This is a genomic window from Mycolicibacter icosiumassiliensis (assembly GCF_900078685.2).
Classification (GTDB): Bacteria; Actinomycetota; Actinomycetes; order Mycobacteriales; family Mycobacteriaceae; genus Mycobacterium; species Mycobacterium icosiumassiliensis.
The window spans coordinates 825,158-852,136 of the sequence record NZ_LT546166.1; the positions used below are offsets into that span (position 1 = coordinate 825,158).

24 protein-coding genes are annotated in these 26,979 nt (G+C 67.9%); 12 read left to right on the forward strand and 12 right to left on the reverse strand.

Annotation, left to right across the window (positions count from 1 at the left end; translation table 11 throughout):
- Window positions 1-37 precede the first annotated feature (37 nt).
- Window positions 38-1,375: a 3-oxoacyl-ACP reductase gene (locus BN4346_RS27615; protein WP_067968870.1), complete on the forward strand. Its 1,338-nt coding sequence runs from the start codon at window positions 38-40 to the stop codon at window positions 1,373-1,375.
- Between the two features lie 5 nt (window positions 1,376-1,380).
- Entirely contained in the window at window positions 1,381-2,223 is an 843-nt protein-coding gene (locus BN4346_RS27620) for a MaoC/PaaZ C-terminal domain-containing protein (protein ID WP_067968699.1), read from the forward strand.
- Between the two features lie 9 nt (window positions 2,224-2,232).
- Here the strand turns inward: BN4346_RS27620 and BN4346_RS27625 are convergent, their stop codons facing one another.
- A complete protein-coding gene (locus BN4346_RS27625) occupies window positions 2,233-2,838 on the reverse strand; it encodes a TetR/AcrR family transcriptional regulator (protein WP_067968702.1) in 606 nt (201 codons plus the stop codon).
- A 137-nt stretch (window positions 2,839-2,975) separates the two neighbouring features.
- On the opposite strand from BN4346_RS27625, the gene BN4346_RS27630 reads away from it, so the two are divergent.
- On the forward strand, window positions 2,976-4,469 hold the full coding sequence (locus tag BN4346_RS27630; protein WP_067968705.1) for a PE-PPE domain-containing protein: 1,494 nt from the start codon (window positions 2,976-2,978) through the stop codon (window positions 4,467-4,469).
- Between the two features lie 12 nt (window positions 4,470-4,481).
- Here the strand turns inward: BN4346_RS27630 and BN4346_RS27635 are convergent, their stop codons facing one another.
- Window positions 4,482-5,102, reverse strand: coding sequence for a TetR/AcrR family transcriptional regulator (locus BN4346_RS27635; protein WP_067968708.1), 621 nt, complete (start codon window positions 5,100-5,102; stop codon window positions 4,482-4,484).
- 78 nt (window positions 5,103-5,180) lie between these two features.
- On the reverse strand, window positions 5,181-6,359 hold the full coding sequence (locus tag BN4346_RS27640) for a glycoside hydrolase family 3 N-terminal domain-containing protein (RefSeq protein WP_067968710.1): 1,179 nt from the start codon (window positions 6,357-6,359) through the stop codon (window positions 5,181-5,183).
- Between the two features lie 134 nt (window positions 6,360-6,493).
- Between BN4346_RS27640 and BN4346_RS27645 the strand changes: the two genes are divergently transcribed.
- On the forward strand, window positions 6,494-6,667 hold the full coding sequence (locus BN4346_RS27645) for a DUF2613 domain-containing protein (RefSeq protein WP_019738802.1): 174 nt from the start codon (window positions 6,494-6,496) through the stop codon (window positions 6,665-6,667).
- 49 nt (window positions 6,668-6,716) lie between these two features.
- Window positions 6,717-10,808, forward strand: coding sequence for an alpha-(1->3)-arabinofuranosyltransferase (locus tag BN4346_RS27650; protein WP_078058458.1), 4,092 nt, complete (start codon window positions 6,717-6,719; stop codon window positions 10,806-10,808).
- Between the two features lie 189 nt (window positions 10,809-10,997).
- Here the strand turns inward: BN4346_RS27650 and BN4346_RS27655 are convergent, their stop codons facing one another.
- A complete protein-coding gene (locus BN4346_RS27655; RefSeq protein WP_067968713.1) occupies window positions 10,998-11,924 on the reverse strand; it encodes a hypothetical protein in 927 nt (308 codons plus the stop codon).
- A 74-nt stretch (window positions 11,925-11,998) separates the two neighbouring features.
- On the opposite strand from BN4346_RS27655, the gene BN4346_RS27660 reads away from it, so the two are divergent.
- The gene (locus BN4346_RS27660; protein ID WP_067968716.1) at window positions 11,999-13,420 is read left to right on the forward strand and encodes an NADP-dependent succinic semialdehyde dehydrogenase; all 1,422 of its coding nucleotides are present in this window, start codon (window positions 11,999-12,001) and stop codon (window positions 13,418-13,420) included.
- Window positions 13,421-13,429: 9 nt separating this feature from the next.
- Here BN4346_RS27660 and wrbA read toward each other — a convergent pair whose 3' ends face one another.
- From wrbA to BN4346_RS27675, 3 genes are read right to left on the reverse strand one after another with little or no spacing between them, the layout of a single operon-like run.
- Entirely contained in the window at window positions 13,430-14,032 is a 603-nt protein-coding gene (wrbA, locus tag BN4346_RS27665; protein ID WP_067968719.1) for an NAD(P)H:quinone oxidoreductase, read from the reverse strand.
- A gap of 17 nt (window positions 14,033-14,049) precedes the next feature.
- On the reverse strand, window positions 14,050-14,643 hold the full coding sequence (locus tag BN4346_RS27670; protein ID WP_067968721.1) for a CE1759 family FMN reductase: 594 nt from the start codon (window positions 14,641-14,643) through the stop codon (window positions 14,050-14,052).
- Entirely contained in the window at window positions 14,640-15,737 is a 1,098-nt protein-coding gene (locus BN4346_RS27675; RefSeq protein ID WP_067968724.1) for an LLM class flavin-dependent oxidoreductase, read from the reverse strand. The genes BN4346_RS27670 and BN4346_RS27675 overlap by 4 nt, the downstream gene beginning before the upstream one ends.
- Before the next feature lie 159 nt (window positions 15,738-15,896).
- On the opposite strand from BN4346_RS27675, the gene BN4346_RS27680 reads away from it, so the two are divergent.
- Together BN4346_RS27680 and BN4346_RS27685 are read left to right on the forward strand one after the other, a co-directional pair.
- A complete protein-coding gene (locus BN4346_RS27680) occupies window positions 15,897-16,355 on the forward strand; it encodes a MarR family winged helix-turn-helix transcriptional regulator (RefSeq protein ID WP_067968726.1) in 459 nt (152 codons plus the stop codon).
- Between the two features lie 53 nt (window positions 16,356-16,408).
- The gene (locus BN4346_RS27685; protein ID WP_067968730.1) at window positions 16,409-17,386 is read left to right on the forward strand and encodes a phosphotriesterase family protein; all 978 of its coding nucleotides are present in this window, start codon (window positions 16,409-16,411) and stop codon (window positions 17,384-17,386) included.
- Between the two features lie 15 nt (window positions 17,387-17,401).
- Here the strand turns inward: BN4346_RS27685 and BN4346_RS27690 are convergent, their stop codons facing one another.
- Window positions 17,402-17,977, reverse strand: a complete 576-nt coding sequence (locus BN4346_RS27690) for a TetR/AcrR family transcriptional regulator (RefSeq protein WP_067968733.1) — start codon at window positions 17,975-17,977, stop codon at window positions 17,402-17,404.
- A 95-nt stretch (window positions 17,978-18,072) separates the two neighbouring features.
- Between BN4346_RS27690 and BN4346_RS27695 the strand changes: the two genes are divergently transcribed.
- Window positions 18,073-19,401 (forward strand): oxygenase MpaB family protein, encoded by a 1,329-nt coding sequence (locus BN4346_RS27695; RefSeq protein WP_067968736.1) that lies wholly within the window; start codon window positions 18,073-18,075, stop codon window positions 19,399-19,401.
- 23 nt (window positions 19,402-19,424) lie between these two features.
- Here the strand turns inward: BN4346_RS27695 and BN4346_RS27700 are convergent, their stop codons facing one another.
- Window positions 19,425-20,018, reverse strand: a complete 594-nt coding sequence (locus tag BN4346_RS27700; protein ID WP_096867620.1) for a TetR/AcrR family transcriptional regulator — start codon at window positions 20,016-20,018, stop codon at window positions 19,425-19,427.
- A 149-nt stretch (window positions 20,019-20,167) separates the two neighbouring features.
- Here BN4346_RS27700 and BN4346_RS27705 point away from each other — a divergent pair, with 149 nt between their 5' ends.
- The gene (locus tag BN4346_RS27705; protein ID WP_067968739.1) at window positions 20,168-21,496 is read left to right on the forward strand and encodes an oxygenase MpaB family protein; all 1,329 of its coding nucleotides are present in this window, start codon (window positions 20,168-20,170) and stop codon (window positions 21,494-21,496) included.
- Here the strand turns inward: BN4346_RS27705 and BN4346_RS27710 are convergent.
- Window positions 21,433-22,623 (reverse strand): acyltransferase family protein, encoded by a 1,191-nt coding sequence (locus BN4346_RS27710; protein ID WP_067968876.1) that lies wholly within the window; start codon window positions 22,621-22,623, stop codon window positions 21,433-21,435. The two genes, BN4346_RS27705 and BN4346_RS27710, sit on opposite strands and share 64 nt — an antisense overlap.
- 104 nt (window positions 22,624-22,727) lie before the next feature.
- On the opposite strand from BN4346_RS27710, the gene BN4346_RS27715 reads away from it, so the two are divergent.
- Entirely contained in the window at window positions 22,728-23,996 is a 1,269-nt protein-coding gene (locus tag BN4346_RS27715; protein ID WP_078058459.1) for a DUF3068 domain-containing protein, read from the forward strand.
- Window positions 23,997-24,003: 7 nt separating this feature from the next.
- Window positions 24,004-25,695, forward strand: a complete 1,692-nt coding sequence (locus tag BN4346_RS27720; protein WP_067968742.1) for a hypothetical protein — start codon at window positions 24,004-24,006, stop codon at window positions 25,693-25,695.
- On the opposite strand, the gene BN4346_RS27725 is transcribed toward BN4346_RS27720, so the two are convergent.
- Window positions 25,692-26,471, reverse strand: a complete 780-nt coding sequence (locus BN4346_RS27725; protein ID WP_067968745.1) for a PhzF family phenazine biosynthesis protein — start codon at window positions 26,469-26,471, stop codon at window positions 25,692-25,694. The genes BN4346_RS27720 and BN4346_RS27725 overlap by 4 nt on opposite strands.
- The gene (locus BN4346_RS27730; RefSeq protein WP_067968882.1) at window positions 26,472-26,897 is read right to left on the reverse strand and encodes a thiol-disulfide oxidoreductase DCC family protein; all 426 of its coding nucleotides are present in this window, start codon (window positions 26,895-26,897) and stop codon (window positions 26,472-26,474) included. It abuts the gene before it with no gap.
- Between the last annotated feature and the right edge of the window lie 82 nt (window positions 26,898-26,979).

The window sequence follows — 26,979 nt, forward strand, 5'->3', positions numbered from 1 at the left end:
CCTGCACCAGGCACGTCCCCACATGGAAGGCAGCACCATGCCCCCCAAGGCCCCCAAAGTCCCTTCGGACCTGTTGTCCCAGATCCTGGGCTCCGCCCCGGGATCGTTCCTGTCCAAGCAGCTCGGCGTTCCGCAGGCCGAGACCCTGCGCCGCTACCGGGTCGGCGAGCCGGCACTGGCCGGACCCCTGCTGATCGGCGGGGCGGGCCGGGTGGCCGAGCCGCTACGCAACCTAGGCGGCCGTTGGGCCGACGCGTTCGGCGGGCTGGTCTTCGACGCCACCGGCATCACCTCGCCCGCCGGGCTGACCGCCCTGCACGAGTTCTTCACCCCCCTGCTGCGCAACGTGGGCCGCTGCGGCCGGCTGGTGGTCGTCGGCACCACCCCCCAGGCCACCGGCAGCGCCGACGAGCAGATCGCTCAACGCGCGCTGGAGGGTTTCACCCGCTCACTGGGCAAAGAACTGCAGCGCGGTGCCACGGTGCAGCTGGTGTACCTGTCGCCCGACGCCAAGCCCGGCGCCACCGGCCTGGAGTCGACGCTGCGATTCATCCTTTCGGCCCGCTCGGCCTACGTCGACGGCCAGGTGTTCTACGTGGGCGCCGACGACGCGACCGCACCCGCCGACTGGGACCGTCCGCTGGAAGGCAAGGTCGCGATCATCACCGGTGCGGCGCGCGGTATCGGCGCCACCATCGCCGAGGTGTTCGCCCGTGACGGCGCCAAAGTGGTGGCGATCGACGTGCCGCAGGCCGCCGAGGCGCTGGAGAAGACGGCCTCCCGGGTGGGCGGGACGGCGCTAGCGCTGGACGTCACCGCCGACGACGCGGTGGACCAGATCGCCGCGCACCTCAAGCAGCACTATGGCGGCAAGGCCGACGTACTGGTCAACAACGCCGGCATCACTCGCGACAAGTTGCTGGCCAACATGGACGACGCCCGCTGGAACGCGGTTTTGGCAGTCAACCTGCTTGCGCCGCAGCGTCTTACCGAAGGACTGGTCGAGGGCGGCAGCATCGGTGAGGGCGGCCGGGTGATCGGCCTGTCGTCGATGGCCGGGATCGCCGGTAACCGCGGCCAGACCAACTACGCGGCCACCAAGGCCGGCATGATCGGCTTGACCGAGGCGCTGGCTCCGGCGCTGGCCAAGAAGGGCATCACGATCAATGCCGTCGCCCCGGGGTTCATCGAGACCGAGATGACGGCGGCGATCCCGCTGGCCACCCGCGAGGTCGGCCGTCGACTCAACTCGCTGTTCCAGGGTGGTCAGCCCGTCGATGTCGCCGAGTTGATCGGCTACTTCGCCAGCCCGGCATCGAATGCGGTGACCGGCAACACCATCCGGGTCTGCGGCCAAGCCATGCTGGGGGCGTGAGACGCATGTCCCAACCCAGTGGCACGAGAAACATGGTGCGTGCGGTCGCCGGGGCGCTGCCCTTCATCCGGCGCACGCAAGCCCTGCCGAACCGGACGCTGCGGGTCGACCAGCTGGCTATCGACCCCAACCACGTCGCCGCTTACGCGGCCGTCACCGGGCTGCGCTTCGCCGATCAGGTCCCGCTGACCTACCCCTTCGCGTTGACGTTCCCGACGGTGATGGAGCTGGCCACCGGGTTCGATTTCCCGTTCGCCGCGATGGGCTCGGTACACACCGAGAACCGGATCACCCGTCACCGCCCGATCGCGGTCACCGACACCGTCGGCGTGACCGTGCGCGCCGAGAACCTGCGCGAACACCGCAAGGGCCTGCTAGTCGACATCGTTACCGACGTCAACGTCGGCAACGACCCGGCCTGGCATCAGGTGACGACGTTCTTGCACCAGCAGCGCACCAGCCTGTCCGATGAGCCGAAACCACCGCCGGCGAAGCAGCCCAAGCTGGGCCCGCCGAGCGCGGTACTGCGGGTGACCCCGGGACAGATCAGGCGCTACGCGTCGGCGGGCGGTGACCACAACCCGATCCACACCAGCTCGATCGGCGCCAAGCTGTTCGGCTTCCCCACCGCGATCGCACACGGAATGTTTTCCGCGGCAACGGTTCTGGCCAACATCGAAGGCTCGCTCCCGGACGCGGTGGATTACACGGTGCGGTTCGGCAAGCCGATGCTGCTACCGGCCAGCCCCGGCCTCTACATCGACAAGGTTGACGGCGGCTGGGATTTGGCGCTGCGCAACATCGCCAAGGGCTACCCCTACCTGACCGGGACCGTGCGGGCGCTGTAACCCCGCAGATCAAGCGTTGTCGACCGCGAGGCCGGCCGCCTTCAGCAGATTGGCCTTACTGACTTCCCAGCGGGCGCTGACCACCTCGATCCCCCAGACCGGAATCGACATCACCAGTCCGCGGACCACCACCATCACGGTGTCCATGTAGGCCCGCGCGGAGAACCCCGGAGCCGGCGCGGGTAACGCTTCGGCGGAGGCGACGGCCAGTCCGTAAATGTGTTGCTCCAGCGACTTCACGGTCTTGGCCAGTTGCGGGTCGGTCCAACACGCCACCCACAACTGGGCGACCGAAAGCGCTTGGGGCGTGGTGAATTCACGCCAGATCAGGTCGAGGTATCCGCCCAGGTCGAGCGTGGCGGTCGCGGCCGTCTCTTCGAAGTGGATGCGGGCCTGGTCAGCCAGTTCGAAGGCGAGCTGGGCGACCGCGGCCGTCACCAGATCATCGCGGGTCGGAAAGTGGTACATGACCGTGCTTTGCGACACGGTCGCGGCGCCGGCGACGCGGCGCGTCGTCACCGCGACCACCCCCTCGGTCCGGAGTAGTTCGACCGCCGCGCCAACCAGTGCTTGACGCGTGGCGACGCGCTGTTCGGCCCGCGTGCCAATTTTCATTGGGATTCCCCTATTGCGTTGACAGGTCTGCCACAGCTAATCTGACTGATCAGATGAACAGTCAACCAGGGCTCGGTCGTCATTTCCGCTGTTCAGGCCTGAAGACCTTGCCATGAGGCAATTGTAAGGACACACCGATGACCTTCGCGTTCCGTCTCGACAACACCGGCCGGCCGCTGCACGCCCTCGCCGTACCGCTGGCCATCACCTCCGCCGTCACCCTTGCGGTGTCCCCGGCCCTGCACCCGGTATCGACCACTGAGTGGAAAACCGTTACCGCCCAAGCAAAATTGCTGGACACCGAGGCCTGGATCATGGGTGGCAGCGGCCTGCCGATCCCGCCCCAGAGCTACATGGACGCGCTCTTTGCCCGCTACATCGACCCGGCCACCCCGTTCTTCGACGGCCAGCCGCGCTATCCGGTGGATAAGACGAATCCCCTGTTCACGCCGGAGGGCCTCTACCCCAACAGTGGCGTCAAGAGCCTGGAACTGGATCCGTCGATCGCCCAGGGCGTCACCATCTTGCAAAACACGATCAACCAGCAGATCGCCGAGGGAAACAACCTCGTCGTCCTGGGCTACTCGCAAAGCAGCACCATTTCCACGATCGTGATGCGCGACCTGCTGGCACTGCCTGCCGACCAGCAGCCGACCGCCGACCAGTTGTCCTTCGTACTGCTCGGCGCCCCCAACAATCCCAACGGCGGGCTGTTCGAACGATTCAATGTCCTCAACGACGGCAGCTACCCGACCATCCCGAGTCTGGGTATCACGTTCAACGGCGCCATCCCGGACGCCACCCCGTGGGACACCTCCGTCTACACCCTGGAATACGACGGCTACGCCGACTTCCCGAAGTACCCGATCAATTTCCTGGCCGACCTCAACGCTGTCCTGGGCATCATCTACGAGCACGTGGTCTACCCGAGCCTGACCGCCGAACAACTGGGGACGGCGATCGAATTGCCGATGAGCGAGGGTTATGACGGAAACACCCACTACTTCATGATTCCCAGCGAGATACTGCCGCTGCTGATGCCGCTGCAGTCGATCCCGGTCATCGGCCAGCCGCTCTACGACCTGTTGGAACCGAGTATGCGGATCCTGGTGAACCTCGGCTACGGCAGCATCACCGAAGGCTGGTCCGCCGGCCCGGCCAATGTGGCCACCCCGTTCGAGCTGTTCCCGACCGACCTCAACTGGGGTGAGGTCCTGACGGCTTTGGGCAATGGGGCGCAACAGGGCTGGAACGACTTCGTCCACGATCTGTCGAACCTGTCCTTCCCCGCTGCCTCCGATTTCCTGGGCACCTCGGCGGGCGACGTCACGTCGTTCGCGTTGCCCAGCCTCAGCGAACTTGCCAACGCGTTCAGCAGCATCACCTCGACGGCTTACGCCGCGCTGCTTCCCACGGCCGACATCCTCAACGCCTTGCTCACCACCGCACCGGCGTACGCATTCGAGGTGTTCGCCCAAGAACTCGCCCAGGGCGACATCGTCAACGCCATCGGGTTGCCGATCGCCGGCATCCTCGGATTAGGCACGCTGGGAGTCGGTTTCGAATATCTCGCACTCAACGGCGCGGTCAGCGACATCACCGCGACCATCCAGGATCTGTTCACGGCCTGAGGCCGCACTCGATTACCCGGCCGCGACGGCGCCGTCGCGGCCGCCGGGGGCTTCCTTAAGGCCGCGCCAGAACAGATCGATCATCAGCTCGCCGGCTTCGTCGACGTCGGTGTCGCCGGTACTGACCCGGCTGGCGATGGCCTCGCCGGCGCCCACCAGTGCGACCGCCATCAACTCGAAGTCGAGGCCCGGTTCGGGTTTACGCGTGCCGGCCCGCAGCAGCCGGCCGACCAGCTCGATGATTCGCTCGCGGCCCTCGCGCACGGTGTGGGCGAACGCCTGAGAACTGGTGGCCTGGGTGTACATCACGATCCACGACGCCCGGTTGGCATCGATGTAGCGCAAGAACGACCGAATGGTATTGCGCAGCATGTCTTTCGGGGGCTGTTGAAAATCGATGTCGGTACGCACTGTCTCGACGAAGCGGCGCAGTTCGCGGTCCAGACATGCCCCGAACAATTCTTCTTTGGAGCCGTAGTACAGGTAGAGCATCGGCTTGGAGATCTGCGCGGCCGCAGCTATCGAATCCATCGAGGTCTCGTGGTAGCCGTTCATCGAGAACATCTGCACCGCGGCGTCGAGCATCTGCTGTTCGCGCACGGCCCGCGGTAACCGCTTGCTACCAGCTGCCATCGCCTCGAGGTCCTTCCGCGCTCCCCCTCGGCACGATCTTACCGAAGAGTAACTTGTGTGCTGCCCACGCCGCCGGAATCAGCCGCGGCAGTGCGTACCAGGCTTCTTGACCGCGGCAACCCGTGCCAGCGAGGCCTCGACAGCCTCCTGCTTCAGCTCCCCGGCGGACACCGCCTGCTCCAACCTGTCCAGCACCGCCGGCACCTCGTCGGTGGTGACCCACAGCGCGATGTCGACACCGGCCCGCAGGCTGCGCAGTACCGCCTCGGCGACCCCGTAGTGCTCGGTGATCGCCGCCATCGACGACAGGTCGTCACTGAACACGGGGCCGTCGAACGCCGGGCCGTGGTAGTCGGTGCCGGTGCGCAGCAGCTCGACCGCCGCCGGACTCAAGCTGGCGGGGTCCTCGGTCAGGCCGGGCACCTCCAGGTGGCCCATCATCACTGCAACCGGCGCCTGGGTGACCAGGGTGCGGTAGGGCACCAAGTCGTTGTCCTGCAACTGCGCCAGGGGCGGGGTGACCACCGCGCCGGCGGTGTGGGAGTCACCGGAACCGTGGCCGTGGCCGGGAAAGTGCTTGAGCACCGGCAGTAGCCCGGCGTCGCGCAATCCCTGCGCATAGGCGCCGGCGTATTCGGTGACCTTGGCCGGGTCCGAACCGAACGAGCGGTCACCGATCACGGTGTCGTCGTCGGTATCGGAGTCCACCACGTCGACGACGGGTGCGAAATCAACGGTGATGCCCAGGTCGGCCATCTTGCGGCCCCGCTCGGCGGCCAGCTCACGCACTTGCGCTGCGCTACTGCTCTGCGCCAGTTCCTTCGCCGACGGCGACTTCCCGATCAGCGACGACAGCCGCGACACCCGGCCGCCCTCCTCGTCGACGCTGACCGCCAGTGGCAGCGGCCCGCCGGTTCCCGCGATCTCCTTGAGCGAACCGTCGGTAAGCATGGACAACTCGGTCCAGCTGCCGATGAAGATGCCGCCGACGTGGTGATCGGTGACCACCGCGCGGGCGTCGGCCGCGTCACGAACCCCCACCATCACCAGCTGCGCCAGCTTGTCGCGCAGCGGCAGGGCCGACACCTGCTCACATACCGGATCCACCGACGGCGCGGCAGCCGTCGCCTTCGAAGGGGAAGCGTCAGACGACGGTGCGGGCGTCTCGTCACGGGGCGAGCACGACGTGACGAGGGCCGGCAGCACCGCGGCGGCCAGCAGCAGACCGGGCAGTTGTCGAGTCAGCGATCCAGGCATCGCACCATGCTGTCACGGCCGGAACCGCGGGGCTCATGAAGGCTCACGTGCTACGTTGGCGGTCGGGGGCCAGCGGGGGCTGATGTTGATGGCGCCCCCGATCTACGTCACGAGAGTGCAGAAGGAGCCTGACCATGCCTCGGTTCGTGGTGCCGGCAGCCATAAGCATCGTCGTGGGGGTGTTGCTGGGTGCGGCGGCCGTCTTCGGGGTCACGCTGATGGTGCAACAAGACACCAAGCCGCAGATCGCCGGGGGTGACCCGGCGTCCTCGGTGCTGAACAGGGTGGAATACGGCAACCGCGGCTGACCTGCGGACGCCGGCAACGCCCGACCGTACGCCGGCAACACCGCAGGCTGTGACACCGTTATCCCGGCGCTGGTTGTGGCTGGTCGGCGCGGTCTCTCTCACCCTCAGCCTGCTGCAGGCACCCGGCCGGATCTCTCCGGACACCAAACTTGACCTGACCATCGCTCCGCTGCGGTTTCTGGCTCGTGCCGCCAACCTGTGGAGCAGCGAACTGCCGTTCGGCCAGGTGCAGAACCAGGCGTACGGCTATCTGTTCCCGCACGGCACCTTCTTCCTGGCGGGTGACCTGCTGGGGCTGCCCGGCTGGATAGTTCAGCGGCTGTGGTGGGCGGTGCTGCTCACGGTGGGGTTCTGGGGCCTGCTGCGGGTGGCTGAGACATTGCGGATCGGGACCCCGACGGCACGGTTGATCGGCGCCACCGTGTTCGCCCTGTCGCCACGAGTGCTCACCACCCTGGGCTCGATCTCCTCCGAGACGCTGCCGATGATGCTGGCCCCCTGGGTGTTGCTGCCGGTCATCCGGGCGCTGGGGGCGCCCGGTGATCCGAGCCAGGACACCCCGGAGCGGCCCGCGCGGGTGCTGGCCGGCCAGGCTGGGGTCGCGGTTGCGTTGATGGGCGCGGTGAACGCCGTCGCGACGCTGGCGGGTTGCCTTCCGGCGATGATCTGGTGGCTGTGTCATCGCCCGAACCGGCGCTGGTGGCGGTTCACCGGCTGGTGGCTGCTGGCGCTGGCGCTGGCGGTGACCTGGTGGGTGGTGGCCCTGCTGCTGCTAGGACGGGTCAGCCCGCCGTTCCTGGACTTCATCGAATCGGCCGGCGTCACCACCCGGTGGACGTCGCTGACCGAGATGCTGCGCGGCACCCACAGCTGGACGCCGTTCGTCGCGCCGAATGCCACGGCCGGGGCGCCGCTGGTCACCCGCCCGGTGATGATCCTGGGCACCTGCCTGGTCGCGGCCGCCGGTCTAGCCGGACTGACCGGCCTGCTGGCTCGGCGCGCACCTGGCGCCGCACGGCTGGTCACCATGCTGCTGATCGGGGTGACACTGTTAGCCATCGGCTACGCCGGTGGACTGGGCTCGCCGCTGGCCCACTCGGTGCAGGCCTTCCTGGACGGGGCAGGGGCGCCGCTGCGCAACCTGCACAAACTCGAGTCGGTGATCCGGATCCCGATAGTCCTGGGGCTCACCCATCTGCTGGGCCGCATCCCGTTGCCGGGCAGCGCGCCGGCGCCGGTGTGGCGGCGCGCGTTCGCCCACCCCGAACACCACAAGTCAGCCGCGGTCGGTCTGGTGGTCCTGACTGCTGTGCTGGTCTCGACGTCACTGGCCTGGACCGGCCGGCTCACCCCGCCGGGCACATTCAGTGCAATGCCGCAGTATTGGCGCGACGCCGCCGCCTGGCTGGCCGAACACAACAGCGGTGGACCCACCCCCGGCCGGGTGCTGGTGGCGCCGGGGGCGCCGTTTGCCACCCAGACCTGGGGCACCAGCCACGACGAACCCCTGCAGGTCCTCAGCGAGATAGGGGCCGGCCCGTGGGGAGTGCGCGACTCGATCCCGCTGACCCCGCCGCAGACCATTCGGGCGCTCGACTCGGTGCAGCGCCTGTTCGCCGCCGGCCGCCCGTCCGCAGGCCTGGCCGACACCCTGATCAGGCAAGGCATCTCCTACCTGGTGGTGCGCAACGACCTGGACCCCGACACCTCACGGTCGGCCCGGCCATTGCTGGTGCACCGCGCTGTCGACGGCTCGCCGGGATTGCAGCGGGTGGCCCAGTTCGGCGATCCCGTCGGGTCGGGCACGGTCCCCGGATTCGTCGCCGACAGCGGCCTGCGGCCGGCCTATCCCGCGATCGAGATCTACCGGGATCTGACCGACCTTGACGCGATGCCGCGGGTCGACGGCGGCCCGGAGGTATTGCTGCGACTCGACGAACACCGCCGACTGCGCGGTGAGCCGGTGCTGGGCCCGGTGTTGCTGACCGCTGACGCCCGCCGTGCGGATTTGGGCGCACCGGTAGTCACCGTCACCGACACACCCCTGGCTCGCGAGACCGACTACGGCCGGGTCGATGACCACTCGTCGACGATCCGGGCGGCCGGTGACGCCCGGCATACCCTCAGCCGGGTTCCGGACTATCCGACACCGGGCGCCAGCACGGTGTTCGGCGGCTGGCTCGGCGGCCGGCTCACCGCCTCCAGCTCATCCTCGGACGCCACCACGCTGCCCGATGTCGCGCCGTCGACCTCACCGGCCGCCGCCATCGACGGCGACTCGGGCACCGCCTGGGTATCCAACGCCCTGCAGTCGGCGGTCGGCCAGTGGCTGCAGGTGGACTTCGACCACCCGCTGACCAACGGCACCATCACCGTGACGCCCAGTGCGACGGCCGTCGGCGCGCAGGTGCGGCGGATCCAGATCTCCACGGTCAACGGCACCACCACGCTGCGGTTCGACCGCGCCGGCGAGCCCCTGATCGCTGCGCTGCCCTATGGCGAAACGCCCTGGGTGCGGATCACCGCGTCGGGCACCGACGACGGCTCCCCCGGTGTGCAGTTCGGCATCACCGATCTGGCGATCACCCAGTACGACGCTTCGGGCTTCGCGCACCCGGTCGACCTGCGCCACACCGCGCTGGTTCCCGCGCCGCCCGCAGGCGCCCAGGTGGCGCAGTGGGACCTGGGTACCGGCTTGCCGGGACGGACCGGTTGCGCGACGGCCGACGGCGCGGTGCGCTGCGCGGCGTCGATGATGCTCGAGCCCGAGGAGCCCGCCACCTTCAGCCGCACCCTGAACGTGCCGCGGCCCATGTCGGTGACCCCGATCGTCTGGGTGCGCCCGCGTCAAGGCCCGAACCTGGTCGACTTGATCGCCGAGCCGGGCACCCTGCGGGCCCGCGGCGACGCCGACGTGCTCGACGTGCTGGGGTCGGCCTACGCCGCCGCCGACGGTGACCCGGGCACGGCATGGACGGCGTCGCAGCGAGTGGTCGCGCACCGATCCCCGCCGACCCTGACCATCACCCTGCCGCGGCCGATCAAGGTGACCGGAGTCCGGTTCACCCCCAGCCAATCCCCGCTGCCGGCGCACCCCACGCTGGTCGCCATCGACCTGGGCTCCGGTCCCCAGGTCCGGGACCTGACGGAATCCGACGACCAGCAGGTGCGGTTGCTGCCGCGGGTCACCGACACGGTGACGATCAGCCTGCTGGGGTGGGAGGACGTGATCGACCGCACCGCGCTCGGCTTCGACCAGCTCAAACCGCCGGGGCTGGCCGAGGTCAGCGTGCTCGGCGCCGACGGACGTCCCGTTGCCCCCGCCGACCCCGCCCGCAACCGGGCACGCCAGGTCAGCATCGACTGCGACCACGGCCCGATCATCGCGATCGCCGGACGGTTCGTGCACACCTCGATCACCACCACGGTCGGTGCGCTGCTCGACGACGGGCCAGTGGCGGCGCAGGCATGCGATCTGCGTCCGATCGCGTTGCCGCCTGGCGCGCAGGAATTGCTGATCAGCCCGGGCCCGGCGTTCGTCGTCGACGGAGCGACGCTGTCCGGGCCATCGGCAGCCACCGGTGCAGCCACGACCACTCCCGCGGTCCTGGGCCGGTGGGGCGCGGACCGGCGTGAAGTGACGGTGCCCGCCTCGGTCGCCGCTCGGGTACTGGTCGTTCCGGAGAGCATCAACGGCGGGGGGGTGGCGCGCACCTCAGACGGCACCCGATTGGCTCCGGTCGCGGTCAATGGGTGGCAGCAGGGCTTTGTGCTGCCCGCGGGCACCGACGGCACGATCACGCTGATCTTCGGGCCGAACCGGATGTACCGGTTCGGCATGGCCGGCGGGCTGGCTCTGCTGCCGCTGCTGGCGTTGTGGACGGCTATGCCGGCCACTCCGCCGGGGTGCAGCTTGCGGCCCTGGTCTCGGTGGCAATCCTGGCGGCGACGGCGGTGGTCGCAAGCGGTGATCGCAAGCTCGACGGAGTCGAGGGCAGCGGGCCACCGCAATAAGCCCAGCCGACGGAGTCGAGGGCAGCGGGCCACCGCAATAGGCCCAGCCGACGGAGTCGGGCGAAGCGGGCCAGCGCCCATAGGCCGAGCGGTGGTTGCGGCAGGCTGCCGCGAATGGCACCCATAGGCGCGCTCCCGCAACACCTGCACCGTGCGCACCGTCGGCCCGACATAGTGTGCTGTCCGAATCGGGTATCACCGGCGATATCACCACCTGGCCATCCAACAGGCGCTAGCGCATGCGATAGCCAATTCGAACAGCACCACATGGTTCTGCCACGAGGCCGGTGGGGCCCACGTGGCATCTGGGGTGATGCTACTGCGCGGCTTCGAGCTTCTCGATCTGCGTGTTGAACAGCTTCACCAGGTCCTCGGCGTGCGTGGCGTCATCGGATCCGTCGCTTTCCATCCGCAAGCCGATGTCGTTGCTGGTCGCCACCACGAGCACCCCGCGGTAATAGCCGGAGATGGTGGAGGCCGTGATCGAGATCGGCAACCGGATGGCGGCCTTGCTGGCGCTGGTGATCACCGTCGCGACCGCCCACGGCGGCACCCCATCCGCATCCAGCGGGTTCATCTGGATGTCGGTGGTCACCGAACGCCCACCCTGCTCAAAGGTCTGCTTGAACGTCTGGCACTTCTCCACGAACCGCTTGAGGTTCGGGTGATCCGGCGTCAGGGCCAGCCGCACCCGCATGGTGTGCAGGCCGCCGGGCTGCAGCTTGGCCAGCGTCGCCGTCGCCGTCTGCGTGGCGGAGGAGGGACTGGAGTAGAAGTCGGCGCATTCGGGCGGGTCGACCGTCAGATTCGGCATGTCCGACGGCGTGTCGCCGGCGCTGTTCACCCCGCTGATCCACTTCCCGCCGGACGGGTCCGGGAAGGAAGACCGCTCCACCAGCATCTCCGACGTCAGGTTCGTGATGTCTGGCTTACGAGACGGCTTGTCCGCTGCCGTGAGTCGGCCGCCCAGGCTCAGAACCAGACCGGCGACCACCGCGACTACCACCGCAGCCGCGGCCAGCGACAGCCACAACACCTTGCGTGACCTGGGCTCGGGCCCCGGGACCGGCCACGGCGCACCATAGGGCGGGTAGCCCCCGGGTGCCACGCCGACGGCGTCGTCCTCCACCCACAGCGGCCAGCCGGGGGGCGGGGGCGGCCACGTCGGGTCCGGCGCCCAGTTGGCATCCGGTGCCCAGCCAGGTGGCGCGGGCGGCCAGTTGGGCGGTGGGTTGAAACGCATCGGGCAACTCCCGTATCGATGTACTGACGCTGGCTCGTGGCGAGCCTACGCGGTTCGATAGTGGCAGGCTGGACATGCACTCTCTCACCGCAGCGCTTTCGAAGGAGGCCCGCGTGCCCGCAACACCGATAGCCACGACCAACCCGGCCACCGGCGAAACGGTCGAGACGTTCACCGCAGCCAGCGACGCGGAGGTCGATGCCGCGATCACGCGCGCGGCGAATCGCTTCGTCGACTACCGTCGCACCGGTTTCGCTCAGCGCGCCAGCTGGATGCACGCCGCCGCTGATCTGCTGGAGACCGAAGCCGACGAGGTCGCCGCGATGATGACCCTTGAGATGGGCAAGACGCTGACTTCGGCCAAGGCCGAAGCACTCAAGTGCGTCAAGGGCTTCCGCTACTACGCCGACCATAGTGAAGAGTTGCTGGCCGACGAGGTCGCCGACGCCTCGAAGGTCAATGCTTCCAAGGCGTTCGCCCGGTACCAGCCGCTGGGGGTGGTGTTGGCGGTGATGCCGTGGAACTTCCCGCTGTGGCAGGCGGTGCGATTTGCCGCCCCCGCCCTGATGGCCGGCAACGTGGGCCTGCTCAAACACGCCTCGAACGTGCCGCAGACCGCGCTGTACCTCGCCGACCTGTTGGCCCGCGCCGGTTTCCCTGAGGGCTGCTTCCAGACTCTGCTGATCTCCTCGGGGGCTGTCGAGCGCGTGCTGCGCGACCCGCGGGTGGTGGCAGCAACCCTGACCGGCAGCGAGCCCGCCGGGCGTTCGGTCGCCGCTATCGCCGGCGACGAGGTCAAACACACCGTGCTGGAATTGGGCGGCAGCGACCCGTTCATTGTGATGCCGTCGGCCGATCTGGCGGCCGCGGTGCGCACCGCGGTCACCGCTCGGGTGCAGAATAACGGCCAATCATGCATCGCGGCAAAGCGATTCATTGTCCACACCGACATCTATGACGACTTCGTCACGCAGTTCGTCAGCCAGATGTCGGCGCTGCGGGTCGGCGACCCGACCGACCCGGACACCGACGTCGGACCGTTGGCCACCGAAGCGGGCCGCGACGAAGTCGCGCAGCAGGTCGATGCCGCTGCCGCAGCGGGCGCGGTAATTCGTTGTGGCGGCAAGCGACTCAACCGTCCGGGCTGGTTCTACCCGCCCACCGTAATCACCGACATCGGCCGCGACATGGCGATCTTCACCGAGGAGGTGTTCGGCCCGGTGGCATCGGTGTACCGCGCCGCCGACATCGACGAGGCCATCGAGATCGCCAACGCCAGCCCGTTCGGGCTGGGGTCCAATGCCTGGACCCGGGATGAGGCGGAGATCAGCCGGTTTGCCGACGAGATCGAGGCCGGCCAGGTCTTCATCAACGGCATGACGGTGTCCTACCCGGAGCTGCCGTTCGGCGGGATCAAGCGATCCGGATACGGCCGAGAACTCTCGGGCCACGGCATCCGCGAGTTCTGCAACCTCAAGACGGTGTGGGTGGCCTGACGCCAGGCATCAGCCCGCGGCGAGCTTGCCGGCGACGCCCACCACCCGAGTGGCCAGGTGGTCGAGTGCGGCCAGGGTGGCCTCGTCCAGCTCGTTCTGGTTGTTCGGTCCGGTGATGTGCCCGACGCCGTAGGGGTTGCCGTCGGCGAACTTGATCGGGTCGGTGTAGCCGGGCGGGACCAGAATGCCGCCGAAATGCATTAGGGACACGTAGAGGTTCAACAACGTGGCTTCCTGCCCACCGTGGGCGGTCTGGGTGGAGGTGAAGCCGGCGTAGACCTTGTCCGCGAGTTCGCCCTTGGCCCACAAGCCGCCCAGCCCGTCCAGGAAGTTGCGGAGTTGTGCCGAGGGGGAACCGAATCGGGTGGGCGACCCGAAGATGACGGCGTCCGCCCAGACGATGTCGTCGCCGGTGGCCGCGGGCAGGTCCTTGGTCGCCGCGTAGTTGGCGCTCCACGCCGGGTTGTGGGCGAAGGTCTCCGGGTCGCGCGTCTCCTCGACGTGGCGCACACGGACCTCGGCGCCCGCCGCCTCGCCCGCCCGAGCCACCCGGTGCGCCATCTTGGTGCCGTGTCCGGTGGCCGAGTAGTAGATAACCGCCAACTTCGTCATTGCCATCTCTCTTTCTGTCAGGCGCCTGCAAGCAGGCGTTGCATCTCATCGATTTCTGCGTTGACCGTATGGTTGTAGTGCGGTCCGCACAGTCTTAGTAGGCGGGTGAAATCGTTGGCCGCCTTGGTGATCCGTTCAGAAAGTCCCTGCGCGCCGAAGTCCGCGGTGGCGGCGAACACCCCGGTGGGTGATACCAGCGCATGCAGATAGCAGAACATCGGCCGCAGGGCGTGGTCCAGCAACAGCGAGTGGCGCTCAGTACCGCCGGTCGCCGCGATCAGCACGGGCGTTCCCGCCAGGGTCTGCTCGGGCAGCACGTCGAAGAAGGACTTGAACAACCCGCTGAAGGTCGCGTTGAACGTCGGCGTCACCGCGATCACCCCGTCGCTGCCTGCGATCGCCTCGAACACCGCCTCCAGCTCCGGTGCCGCGAACCCGGTCAGCATCGCGTCAGTGATCGCCCGAGCCAGGTGACGCAACTCGATGACCTCCAGGTCGACTTCAATATCGTCCAAGCCGAGCTCGGCGCGAACCGCGGCACCGAGCCGGTCGGCCAACAGCCGAGTCGACGACGGTTCACGCAGGCCGCCGCTGATCACGATCACCTTCATGACGCCTCCTGGATCTCGGATTGCTGCGCAGCCTCGACCAGCGACTGGTGCGTCGGCGCACCGGGAACGTGCGCGGGCCGTCCGATAGCGAACTCCTTGCGCAGCACCGGGATTACCTGCTCACCCAGCAGGTCGAGCTGTTCGAGCACCGTCTTGAGCGGCAGACCTGCGTGGTCGACCAGGAACAGCTGGCGCTGGTAGTCGCCGACGTAGTCCCGGAAGCCCAAGGTCTTGTCGATCACCTGCTGCGGCGAGCCGACCGTCAGCGGGGTCTGCGCACTGAATTCCTCCAGGCTCGGTCCGTGCCCGTAGACCGGAGCGTTGTCGAAGTACGGCCGGAACTCGTTGACCGCATCCTGGCTGTTGGGCCGCAGGAACACCTGACCGCCCAAGCCCACGATCGCCTGGTCCGCGCCACCGTGGCCGTAGTGCTCGAAGCGCTGCCGGTAGAGCTGCACCATCCGCCTGGTGTGCGACGCCGGCCAGAAGATGTGGTTGGCGAAGAAGCCGTCACCGAAGTGCGCGGCCAGCTCGGCGATCTCGGGAGTGCGGATAGACCCGTGCCAGACGAACGGGGGAACCCCGTCCAGTGGACGCGGCGCCAGCGTGAATCCATGCAGCGGGGTGCGGTGTTCACCGCTAAAGTCGACCACTTCCTCGCGCCACAGCCGGCGCAGCAACTGATAGTTCTCCACCGTCAGCGGGAGCGCGGCCCGGATGTCCTTGCCGAACCAGGGGTACACCGGTCCGGTGTTGCCACGCCCCAGCATCAGGTCCACCCGGCCGTCGGCGAGGTGTTGCAGCACGCTGTAGTCCTCGGCGATCTTCACCGGGTCGTTCGTGGTGATCAGCGTGGTGGCGGTGGTCAGCGCAATACGCTCGGTCTGCGCGGCGATGTAGCCCAGCAGGGTGGTCGGCGACGACGGGACGAACGGCGGGTTGTGGTGCTCGCCGGTGGCGAAGACGTCCAGGCCCACCTCCTCGGCCTTCTTGGCGATCGCCACGGTCGCCTTGATCCGCTCGGCTTCGGTCGGCGCGCGGCCGGTGGTCGGGTCGACGGTCACATCGCCGACGGTGAAGATGCCGAACTGCATACCCGTGCTCGTCACGGCGGGCCCTCCTCGTTCATTGATCAATACTGTACCTGATAGTTGCTAACGCAACTAGTTGTTGTTCCATTCCCGCGTTCTCTAGCTGCTTAGCACGTCTATCCACTTAGACGATTGTGATTTCGTCAACTATATTTAGGTCCCATGGAGACAGGGTGGCTCAACGAGGAGGAACAGCGGATGTGGCGGGGCTACCTCGACAGCACGCGCCTGCTGCTGCGCAGCCTGGACCGGCAGTTGGTCAGCGACTCAGGGCTGAGCCTGTCGGACTTCGAGATCCTGGCACTGTTGTCCGAGGCGCCGGACCGCCGGCTGCGGATGAATGAGTTGGCCGACATCACCGTGACGACCCGCAGCGGAGTCACCCGAGCGGTCAAACGGCTGACCGACGCCGGCTGGGTCCACCAGGTCAAGTGCGAGGAAGACAAACGGGGGCAGTACGCCGAGCTCACCGAGTCGGGCCTGGACAAGCTGCGCGCGGCAGCGCCCGGTCACGTCCAAGCGGTGCGTGCCGGCCTGTTCGACTCGCTCAGTCCGCGTGAGGTGGAACTGTTCACTCACTCCTACGCGCGGATCCGCGACAATCTGCTCGAGCACCAGTAGGCATTCTCGGCGAAGGCAACCGGTCGACGCACCAATCTCCATACGATCGAGCCATGTCGCAGTGCCACACCGCGCGCGGACCCATCGATACCGCCGACCTCGGCGTCACCCTGATGCACGAGCACGTGTTCATCATGACCACCGAGATCGCCCAGAACTATCCGGACGCCTGGGGCGACGAGGACGCTCGGGTAGCCGACGCGATCGCCCGGCTGGGCGCATTGAAAGCGGCGGGCGTCGACACCATCGTCGACCTGACCGTGATCGGACTGGGCCGCTACATCCCGCGGATCGCCCGCGTTGCCGCCGGCACCGATCTGAACATCGTGGTGGCCACCGGGATCTACACCTACAACGACGTGCCGTTCTTCTACCACTATCGCGGACCCGGCACCATGCTGGACGGACCCGAGATCATGGCCGACATGTTCGTCCGCGACATCGAGTCCGGCATCGCCAACACCGGGATCAAGGCGGGAATCCTCAAGTGCGCCACCGACGAACCGGGCGTGACTCCCGGCGTTGAGCGAGTGCTGCGTGCGGTGGCCAACGCCCACCGGCGCACCGGCGCACCGATCTCCACCCACACCCACGCCGGCACCCGCCGCGGTCTGGAGCAGCAGCGCATCTTTGCAGAAGAAGGCGTCGACCTGTCCCGGGTGGTGATCGGGCACTCCGGGGACAGCACCGACCTGGGCTACCTGGAAGAGCTGATCGCAGCGGGATCGTATCTGGGCATGGACCGCTTCGGCATCGACCTGATTCTGCCGTTCGAGGAGCGCGTGAACACGGTGGCGGCCATGTGCGAGCGCGGCCACGCCGACAAGATGGTGCTCTCCCACGACGCCAATTGCTATTTCGACGCGTTGCCCGGCGACCTGAGTTCGGTGGCCGCACCAAACTGGCACTATCTGCACATCCACAATGACGTCATTCCGGCGCTACGACAGCGCGGCGTCACCGAGGAGCAGCTGCGCACCATGCTGGTCGACAATCCGCGCAAGATCTTCGAGCACTCCGGCGGCTACTGAGTCCGCACCCGGACGTCACCGCGCCGGCGCAGCAGCACGTAGCGCCAAGGACCGGGCCAGCGCGTGCAACCGCTGGTGCGTAGCAGCGTCGGGATCACTGAGGCGCAACCGCAGGAGTTCACGAGCGGCCGCCTGCAGCACGCGGGCGGTGTAGTCCGGATCGGACAGGTCGGGGTAGATGCGCAGCAACTCGCCCATCAAGTAGCCATGCACGACTTCTTGCGCCTGCGCCAGTCGCTCGTGCAGCTCTGGCGGCGCGCCCTGCGGCGGGAACAGGAACAGCCGCCAGGTCGCCGGGCAGGCGTCGGCAGCCTTGACCACGCTGTCGAATCTGTCGACCAGATCGCCGTCCTCGCCCGAGTCCGCCGTTTCGGCGATCACCTCGGCGAACTGAGCTCCCGCCCGCGCAACCTCGCGATCGATCAGCGCCACGAATAGGCCTGCGGGGTCACCGAACTGCTGATAGAGCAGCGATCGGTTGATCCCGGCCGCACGGGCGATCCGGTTCGGCGTCGCGGCGTGAAACCCCTCCGCATCCACGATCGCGTGGGTGACATCGAGGATCTGGCTACGCCGGGCCTCGGCTGTCATCCGCCGCCGCGACTGCGCCGAAGTCATAGTTGACAGCATAACTAACAGTCTGTTACTTGTGTAACTAACAATATGTTAGTTATCTGGAGGCGTTGATGCCCACGCACTACCCCGAGCTTGCGCGACGTGTTCACAGTCAGCGCGAACTGCAGCCGGGCCTCTACGGCGACATCGACTTCGACGCACAGCCGTACCGCACCACCACCGATCCGGCCGACCTCTCGGCGCTGCCGGAGTGGGTCGCCGACCGCGCCCCCTATCTGGCCGACGAACAAGCCGTCGAACTGATCCGCACCGCGACCCTGCTGGGCGACGTGGTGGCCGACCCCTATGCGGCGCTGATGTCCGAATACAGCGTCACCGCGTTGATCGACATGCTCCAGTTGGCCTGCCGTGAGGGCATCGATGCGGTCGCCGACGCACCGCCGGAGCTGGTGGCGTTCATCGCCGACATGGAAGCCGCCCCGCCGTGGCTGGACATGGACCTGGTGCGCGAAGGTGCGCGGCACGCACGCGTCCCGGCGGCTCTGGTGGCGCCATTTGTCACCCGAGGCGCCTTCATCGCGACCTTCGTCAATACCTACGCCGCATTGCCGATGGCGCTGACCGGCGCGTTGTCCGGCCGCCGTGCCGCGCGCCGGGTCAACGAGACGACGAGCTTTTTCGCCGTCACCACATTGCCCGGCGCGTTGGATCGCTACGGCCCGGGCTTCGAGGCCGCCGCGATGGTGCGACTGATGCACTCGATGGTTCGCTACAACGCGCTCAAGCGTTCCGAGAAATGGGACGTCGGCGTCTACGGGATCCCCGTCCCCCAGGTCGACCAAATGCCGGCCGGAATGATCAACCTCTACCTGCTGGCCACGGCTGCCCACCGGAAAGGGCACACCGAATTCAGCGCGAGCGAGCGCGCCGTCGTCGAGTTCACGCGCTACCGGGCGTTCTTGCTCGGCCTGCCCGAGGAACTGCTGCCGACCACACCCACCGAAATCATCCACCTCATTCACACCCGCGGCGCCCTGCTGCGTGAGGACTTCGACGACGCCACCTGCGGGGAGATGGTGCGCTCGACCATGGCTGCCTATCTGCGGCCCGTCGACACCCGATGGGAGCGCATCGCCGACGCTGTCGAGAAGAGCTACAGCAAAGCCGCTTTCACGAAGGCCTTCTGCAACGGCGACCGCGCCGCCGCCAAGGACAAGGGGGTGTCGATCGGCCTGGCCGACTACCTGCGCATCGGTCTGACGGCACCGTTCATTATCGGGCGCCTGCTGGTGGTGCGGCGCGCCAACCGCATCCCGGCACTGCGCCAGATCACCGACGACTATCTGGTGCGGCTCGTCAAGCGTCGGCTGAAGACCTACGGCAAGCCCGAATTCACTAGCGATGCAAGTGATTACACACCGGCCGGGCAGCTGGCGTAATGAGCCGAGGCTCCGCCGGCCGACTACCAGACCAGACGGGCAAGGTAAGTCTGAGCGTAGTTGCGGACGGCGAGGGTGTCGTTGATGTCGAGGACCCCGGCCCTGTTGGCGAGCAGTGATGCGACCAGGCGCACCAGGATCTCCGCGGTGGTAAGGACCGCTTCGTCGGGCATGGTCACGCCGCAGAGCCGCAGCGTCGCGGCGACCAGATGGCTGGCACGCACCAGAGCCTTTTCACCGCTGGGGGTGTTGACTCCGATGAGCAGTTCCGGTTCGCTTTCGATGACCGCGGTAGCCAGCGGACTCTCGGTGATGCGGCGCATGGCGAGGGTGAAGCATTCCACAATCGCGCCGGCGGCATCCTGCGCCCGGGCGGCGTTGCCGAGTTCGACGAACAGGGCCTGGGTGTCGGTCTCCACGAGTTGCTCGAAGAGTGCCTCTTTGGTGGGGAAGTGCCGGTACAACGTGCGTCGGCTCACTCCGGCGCGCTGGGCGATGGCGTCGATGTTGGCCCGGCGAAAGGCATGCCGGGTGAACTCCACCCGAGCGGCCTCAAGGATGGCGCCCGCCGTGCCACTCATCGGATCTCCGACCTTGACTGCTGCCGGACCGGCCATGCCATTCATCCTGTCATGCTCGGCGGTGAGCTGGGTCGACGTGCGGCCGCTGCCGGGTCTGTCCACCGGACTTCCTCGTGTTATCGTGACACAATTGCATGAAGTTGTGCCAATGTGCGGATAATCTGTCGTTTATTCGGAGGTCTTGGATGGCTACGCACTACCCCGACCTGTATCAGCGCGTGCGCCGCCAGGCCGAGCTGTTGCCGGAGCTCTACGGCGACCTGGACTTCGATGTGCAGCCCTACCGCACGGCCCTCTCCCCCGACGACGTCTCGTCGCTGCCAGGTAATCCGGCTACCCGGGCCAAGTTGCTGGCCGACGATGCCGCCGTCGAATTGATCACGACGGCCACCTGGCTGGGCGACGTGGTGTCGGACTCCTACGCCGCATTGATGGGCCAGTACAGCGTCAGCGCCCTGATCGGCATGCTCAAGCAGGCTTGTCGGCACGGTATCGACGCGGTGCCCGACGCGCCGCCGCAGTTAGTCGCGTTCATCGCCGACCTGGAGACCACCCCGGACTGGCTGGACATGGACCTGGTTCGCAAGGGCGCAGAGCACTCCCGGCTCCCGATGGCGCTGTTAGCACCGTTCGTCGTCCGCGGTGCGTTCATCGCGACCTTCCTCAACACCTACGCGGCGCTGCCGATGGCACTGACTGGTGCGCTGTCGGGCAAGCGTGCCGCCGGGCGGGTCAACGAGACCACCAGTTTCTTCGCCGTCACCACACTGCCGGGCGCACTGGACCGGTACGGCCCGGGCTTTGAGGCGGCGGCCATGGTGCGGCTGATGCACTCGATGGTCCGATTCAACGCGCTCAAGCGATCCCCGAAGTGGGACATCGGCATCTACGGCCTGCCGATTCCGCAGATCGACCAGATGCCGGCCGGGATGATCAACCTCTTCGTGCTGGCGATGGACGCCCGCCGCCAAAAACGCGCGGAGTTCACGCCGAGCGAGCGCGCTCAGGTCGAGTTCACCCGCTACCGCTGCGTTCTCCTGGGCCTGCCCGAGGAGATGCTCCCGACCACACCCGACGAGATCATCCGGGTGTTCAGCGCCCGCGCTGCGTTGCTGCGCGACGACTTCGACGACTCCACCTGCGGGGAGTTGGTCCGCTCGACGATGGCCGCCTATCTGCGGCAGGAGGACACCCTTCGTGAGCGCATCGCCGATGCGGTCGAGAAAAGCTACAGCAAAGCCTTTTTCGTCAAGACGTTCTGCGGCGGTAAACGTGACGTGGCAGCCAAGATGAGCGTCACGCTGGGCGTGGGCGACTATGCCCGGATCGCCCTGACGGCACCGTTCGTGATCGGCCGCCTGCTGGTGGTGCAACGCGCTGTGCGCACCCCCGGCCTGCGCCGGCTGACAGGAGCCTACATACTCCGGCTGCTCAAGCGGCGACTGAAGGCCTACGGCACGCCCGAATTCACCAGCGACTCCGCCGAGTACACCCCGTCAGGCAAGGCAGCCTGAGCGGCATCGGGGCGCTCGACCGGATGCCGCGTCTCCCAGCCCCGTAGCTTCTCTCGGCACGGCTGCTCCACCAGGGCATAGCTGACCGCGGCGATAGCGATGGTGAACACCAGCGTGAGCGCCAGCACCACCGCCATGTCCCCGGTGAATGCGAAGCGGCCGATCACGGGGAACACCATGTCGAGGGCCGCCAGGTGCCAGATGAAGATCCCGTAGGACCAGCGGCCCAACGTCACCATCGGCGCGCTGGCCAAGAACCGGTGCGGTGTGTCGGGCCGGTCCAGCACCAACGGCGCCAACAGCGCCCACGCCAGTACGCCGCCCATCGCCGTGCGCACGATGAACTGTCCGACGGTGGCCGAGGTCAGCCCCTCCGGCCCGGCCAGCGGTGACGCCGCCACGCCGAAGGCCACCAGGATCAGCAGCGCCATCGGCAGCCGTCGACGGGCCAGCCGGTGCACCCGCCCGACCGGGCGGTACGCCCACTCCGCCAGCAGCATGCCCGCGCCGAACCAGCAGCCGTAGGCCGGCGCCCAGTTCAACGGATTCACCCCGTAGGGCGTGTGGATGGGCAGGAACCCCCACCCCAGGCTGAGCAGCGCCACGCCCGCGATCGCCGGGATTCGGGCCCGCACCGGCAACCGCCGCGCCGCCAGCGCCAGCAGGGGTAGCACGATGTAGAAGCTGACCTCCACGGCCAAACTCCACATCTGGGTCAGGCCCGGTGTCAGGGTCAGCGGCACATAGATCTGCGTCATCGTGAGATTGGCCAGCCACACCACCAGGCTGGCGCCCCCGGCATCGGGCAATAGCGCCAGGATCACCACCACCGACACCAGGTAGGCCGGCATGATCCGCACCACGCGCGACCGCAGATAATGCCCGGTCGGCGGCGCCGGACGCAGCCCGCGCGCGGCCGCCGCATGGCTACGCCACAGCAAAAACCCGCTCAGCGCGAAGAACACCGCGACGGCCATGTCGAATCGACTCCACAGCCGGCCACTGATCCCCGCGGAGTGCCCGGTCTGAAACGCGACGTGGGTGATGACGACCCCGATGGCCGCGCAGGCACGCATACCCTCGACGGCGGGCAGGAAGCTGCGTACGCCACCCACCTGCTGACTCATCTGATTTCCGACCGAGGCATCGATGGACACACAGTAGCTGCTGCATCTGTTGCTGTTAGGGTCAAACAAATTTGGGTACGGGGTCAAAAGGAGGATGCGGCGACGTGAACCGAGCAATCATGATGCGTATCGCGGCATGCGCAGTCATGGGCCTCGGCGCCGCCCTGATGGTCGCGGCACTGTTGCTGTCCACTTATACGGTGGGCAAAATCGCCAAGATCCCACTCGACATCGACGTCACGCTGATCAGCAACGGCAGCGGCGCCGCGTTGGACCCCGAGTCACTCGGCAGTGAACACGCCGTGGTCGACCAGGACGTGCCGCTGGTGTCCCAGCAACAGATCGGTGTCGAGTCGCCCGCCAACGCAGACGTGGTGACCCTGCAGGTGGGCTCGTCGCTGCGGCGCGCGGACCGGCAGAAGGACACCGGGCTGCTGTTGGCCATCGTCGACACTGTGACGCTGAACCGCACGACCGCCGAGGCGATTTCAGATGACACCCACCCGGGTGGCTCGGTGCAGCGGCCGCGCAACTTTGAGGACGAGACCCCGCCCACCAACATCGCCCTGCCGCACGAGGGACTGTCCTACCGGTTCCCCTTCGACACCAAGAAGCAGTCCTACCAGTATTTCGACCCGATCGCGCAGAAGGCCTACGAGGCCAACTACGAGGGTGAGGACGACGTCAACGGGCTGACCACTTACCGGTTTGCCCAGAATGTCGGCTACGACGGCGACGGCCGCCTGGCCGAGCCGGTGCGCTACCCGTCGCTCTACGGCCACGACGAAGACGGTGAGATCACCGCGCCCGCCCGGCTCTGGAACATCGAAGGCGCCGACCCCGACGAGGACGTCACGATGACGCGGTACTACGCCGCGCAGCGCACGATGTGGGTCGACCCCGTCTCGGGCACCATCGTCAAGTCGAAGTTGCACGCCAACCACTACTACGCGCGGGACGCGCTCAAGCCGGAGATTGCACTGGCCGATTACACGGTCACCAGCTCCGAGGAGACCATCGAAGAGCAGGTCAACGCCGCCCGTAACGAGCGCGACCGGGTGGCGCTGTGGTCCCGGGTTCTGCCGATCACCTTCACCGCGGCGGGGCTGATCTGCTTGATCGGCGGCGTCCTGGTCGGCTGGTTCAGCCTGCCGGCCGAGGCCGCATTGGGCCGTCCCGACCGGCACGGCTCCGACGGTGGATTCTTCGGCGGTTTCACGCCCAAGGCGCCCACGGCCGACCGCCCGTCCGGTGCGGAGGCCGAGACCGAGAAGCTGCCGGCGCAACGTCCCCAGTTGGACCGTCCAGCGGCGCCACCAGAGTCGAGCGCCCCGGACCGCGGCACCCCGGATCCGGCTCCCGACCAGCCGTAATTCCGCGGTGGCGCGAGCCGGGCGCTGGATCGCGCCGTGCTATGCACTCGGGCTGACGCTGCTCATCCTGGCGCCGTTGCTGCGTCCGGGTTATCTGCTGTTGCGAGATGCGGTTTCGACGCCGCGGTCATATCTGACTGGCGCAGCCCTGGGGCTGGGTGAGGCGTCACCGCGAGCGGTGCCCCAAGACTTCGCGGTAGCGCTGGCGTCGCGGCTGATTGACGGCGGGACCGTGGTCAAGACACTGCTGTTCGTGGGCCTGTGGCTGGCTGGATGCGGTGCGGCACGGCTGGTGGCGATCGTGCTGCCGGAGGCCGGGCTGCCGGGTCAGCTGGTGGCAATCACCGTGGCGATCTGGAACCCCTATGTGGCCGAGCGGCTGTTGCAGGGCCATTGGAGCCTGCTAGTCGGCTACGGCTGCCTGCCGTGGGCGGCGGCGGCGATGTTGGGGTTGCGGGCCGGTGCCACCGGGCTGTTCGGCCTGGTGTTCTTTCTGGCGCTGGCCGGCTTGACCCCGACCGGGCTGCTGCTGGCGGCGGTGGTGGCGCTGGTGTGTGTCGCGGCGCCCGGGTCCGGGCCGCCGCGATGGTGGTGCGCGGCGAGTGCGGTGGCGATCGCGGCGACCGCCGCGCTGCCTTGGCTGATGGCGGTGGTGCTGAGCCCGGGATCGGCGCGGGGCGAATCGTCCGGGGTCGCGGCATTCGCGGCCCGCGCCGAGCCCGGCCTGGGCACCCTGGGCAGCCTCGCCGGGCTCGGCGGGATCTGGAACGCCGAGGCGGTACCCGGTTCGCGACGAACGGCTTGTGCGCTCCTGGCGACGGCGGTGTTGATCGGGGTGCTGGCGCTGGGATGGGCATCGGTGCGAGAGCTGCCTGCGGTGCGTCCGCTGCTGATCCTGGCGGGTTCAACGGTGCTGGTGTTCACCCTGTTGGCCACCGGGCCGGGGCTCGCGCTGCTGCGCTGGGCTACGGACGTCGCACCGGGGCTCGGCGTGCTGCGCGACGGCCAGAAGTGGGTGGCGCTGGCGGTGCCGGGCTACCTGCTGGCCGGGGCCGGGGCGGTCGTGGGGCTGCGAGACCGGCTGCCGCCGGCGCGGGCAGCGCTGGTCTGCTGCGTCGCGCTGATCGTCGTCCTGCCCGACCTGGCCTGGGGAGTGGCCGGGCGGGTCATGCCGGTGCACTACCCGGCCGGATGGGCGGCGGTGGCGGCCAAGATCAATGCCGATCCGCGGCCGGTGGCCGTGCTGCCGGCCGACACCATGCGCCATTTCGGCTGGGCGGGGCCGGCTCCGGTGCTCGATCCGCTGCCCCGGTGGGTGCGCGCCGAGGTGCTCACGACCGGCGACCTGACCGTCGGTGGGCAGATCGTGCCCGGAGAGGGTACTCACGCCCGCGAAGTGCAGCAGGCGCTGTTGTCCGGGGCTGAGCCGGCCGCGCTGGGAGTCAAAGGTGTGGGCTGGGTGGTCAAGGAATCCGACGCAGACGGCGAAATGGGTTCTGCGGCAAAGACGTTGAGTCGGCTGCCGGTGGCATACAAGGATTCGGACTTCATCGTGTACCGGGTCGGCGGCCGTGCGCCGAAGGCATCGGCCGGGCAGCGCCGGGCCGCGATAGCCGCCCACCTGGTGTGGCTGGCAATGCTGATAGCGGGCGCGGGAGGTCTAGCGGCGCCGACGCTGCGACGACGCTTGCGCGGTTAACGGCGAAGTTCGCCGCGCAGGACAGTCACGGCGTGACCGATCAAGATAACTTGGTCGCCGTCACGGCGGACCCGCAGTTCCCCGCCCCGCGCTGAGGCCTGCTCGGCCGAGAACTCCTCAACCCCAAGACGCTTGCCCCACAACGCGGCGAGAGTGCAGTGCGCCGAGCCGGTCACCGGATCCTCGGTCAGTCCGAAGCGGGGCGCGAACACCCGGCTCACGATGTCGGCGCCGCCGTCACCGGCTGCCGTAACCACGACGGCGCGGGCGTCGACCTTCGCCAGCGACGCCGTGTCCGGCTTCAGCGCACGGACTTCGGCTGCCGATGCGGCTTCCACAATCACGTCCATGCTGCCCCGCCACACCGAGCGGATGCTCACCCCGGGTAAGCCCGCGACCAGCTCGGCCGTCGGCGACTCGCCGCGCACCGGGTCGGCCGGAAACCCCATCGCGATGGCACCATCCGAACCCGTCGTGCACGACAGCAACTTATCGCCCGCTTGGAACGACTGGTCCCCGCCGAGGACGTGCGCACTGGCCAGGGTTCCCGAGCCGCACAACGCCAATTCGGCCACCGGACTGAACCACCGCAGTTCTCGCGGTCTGGCTCCAGCCTTGTCCGCACCGATGAATGCCGTTGCCGGGCAGTTGAACTCTGCTGCCACCGCCTGCATCCACGCGGTGTCTGCCGGACCGTCCAGCAGCACCACGCCGGTGGGGTTCCCCCGGAACCTGACCGCCGTGAACGTGTCGACTACATAAGCCGGGACGCCCACCTAGGCGTCCAGGAAGCGGGCCCGCACATCGGGTCCCGGGATCGGGCAGGTGTCGTGCCGACCGCCCAACCGATAGCGGACGGCGGCGAAGCGGTCGTAAAGCCAGTCGCGCAGTCCCGCCGGGATGATGCGGGCCGCGAGCAGTAGCCGGAAGGGCCCGCCCAGATAGCTGAACACCCGCAGAGCCGCCGCCGATCGAACATCGATGTGCTCATCGGCCCGACCGGGGTTCTCCACGAAGACCATCGAGTCGACATCCCGCAGCTGCGGATGGCGCTCGATGATCGCACGCGCGAAGTCGCTTTCCAGTGCTGCAAATCGCAGGGTGCCGCGCCGGTCGAATCGCAGGATGCTCTGCACCGATCGATTGCAGATCCCGCAGACACCGTCGTAGAGCAGCACCGGCGTAGCACCATCGTCGGACATCGACACACCTCCGTCTTCTGCACACTCCCCTTCGGCCAGTATGACCCGGTAGGACCGGGAGTGCGCGCGATAAAGTCTCGAC

Coding starts and splice junctions, on each gene's coding strand:
- BN4346_RS27615 (WP_067968870.1), top strand. CDS start 38: ATGCCCCCCAAGGCCCCCAAAGTCCCTTCGGACCTGTTGTCCCAGATC.
- BN4346_RS27620 (WP_067968699.1), top strand. CDS start 1,381: ATGTCCCAACCCAGTGGCACGAGAAACATGGTGCGTGCGGTCGCCGGG.
- BN4346_RS27625 (WP_067968702.1), bottom strand. CDS start 2,838: ATGAAAATTGGCACGCGGGCCGAACAGCGCGTCGCCACGCGTCAAGCA.
- BN4346_RS27630 (WP_067968705.1), top strand. CDS start 2,976: ATGACCTTCGCGTTCCGTCTCGACAACACCGGCCGGCCGCTGCACGCC.
- BN4346_RS27635 (WP_067968708.1), bottom strand. CDS start 5,102: ATGGCAGCTGGTAGCAAGCGGTTACCGCGGGCCGTGCGCGAACAGCAG.
- BN4346_RS27640 (WP_067968710.1), bottom strand. CDS start 6,359: ATGCCTGGATCGCTGACTCGACAACTGCCCGGTCTGCTGCTGGCCGCC.
- BN4346_RS27645 (WP_019738802.1), top strand. CDS start 6,494: ATGCCTCGGTTCGTGGTGCCGGCAGCCATAAGCATCGTCGTGGGGGTG.
- BN4346_RS27655 (WP_067968713.1), bottom strand. CDS start 11,924: ATGCGTTTCAACCCACCGCCCAACTGGCCGCCCGCGCCACCTGGCTGG.
- BN4346_RS27660 (WP_067968716.1), top strand. CDS start 11,999: ATGCACTCTCTCACCGCAGCGCTTTCGAAGGAGGCCCGCGTGCCCGCA.
- wrbA (WP_067968719.1), bottom strand. CDS start 14,032: ATGACGAAGTTGGCGGTTATCTACTACTCGGCCACCGGACACGGCACC.
- BN4346_RS27670 (WP_067968721.1), bottom strand. CDS start 14,643: ATGAAGGTGATCGTGATCAGCGGCGGCCTGCGTGAACCGTCGTCGACT.
- BN4346_RS27675 (WP_067968724.1), bottom strand. CDS start 15,737: ATGCAGTTCGGCATCTTCACCGTCGGCGATGTGACCGTCGACCCGACC.
- BN4346_RS27680 (WP_067968726.1), top strand. CDS start 15,897: ATGGAGACAGGGTGGCTCAACGAGGAGGAACAGCGGATGTGGCGGGGC.
- BN4346_RS27685 (WP_067968730.1), top strand. CDS start 16,409: ATGTCGCAGTGCCACACCGCGCGCGGACCCATCGATACCGCCGACCTC.
- BN4346_RS27690 (WP_067968733.1), bottom strand. CDS start 17,977: ATGACAGCCGAGGCCCGGCGTAGCCAGATCCTCGATGTCACCCACGCG.
- BN4346_RS27695 (WP_067968736.1), top strand. CDS start 18,073: ATGCCCACGCACTACCCCGAGCTTGCGCGACGTGTTCACAGTCAGCGC.
- BN4346_RS27700 (WP_096867620.1), bottom strand. CDS start 20,018: ATGGCCGGTCCGGCAGCAGTCAAGGTCGGAGATCCGATGAGTGGCACG.
- BN4346_RS27705 (WP_067968739.1), top strand. CDS start 20,168: ATGGCTACGCACTACCCCGACCTGTATCAGCGCGTGCGCCGCCAGGCC.
- BN4346_RS27710 (WP_067968876.1), bottom strand. CDS start 22,623: ATGAGTCAGCAGGTGGGTGGCGTACGCAGCTTCCTGCCCGCCGTCGAG.
- BN4346_RS27730 (WP_067968882.1), bottom strand. CDS start 26,897: ATGTCCGACGATGGTGCTACGCCGGTGCTGCTCTACGACGGTGTCTGC.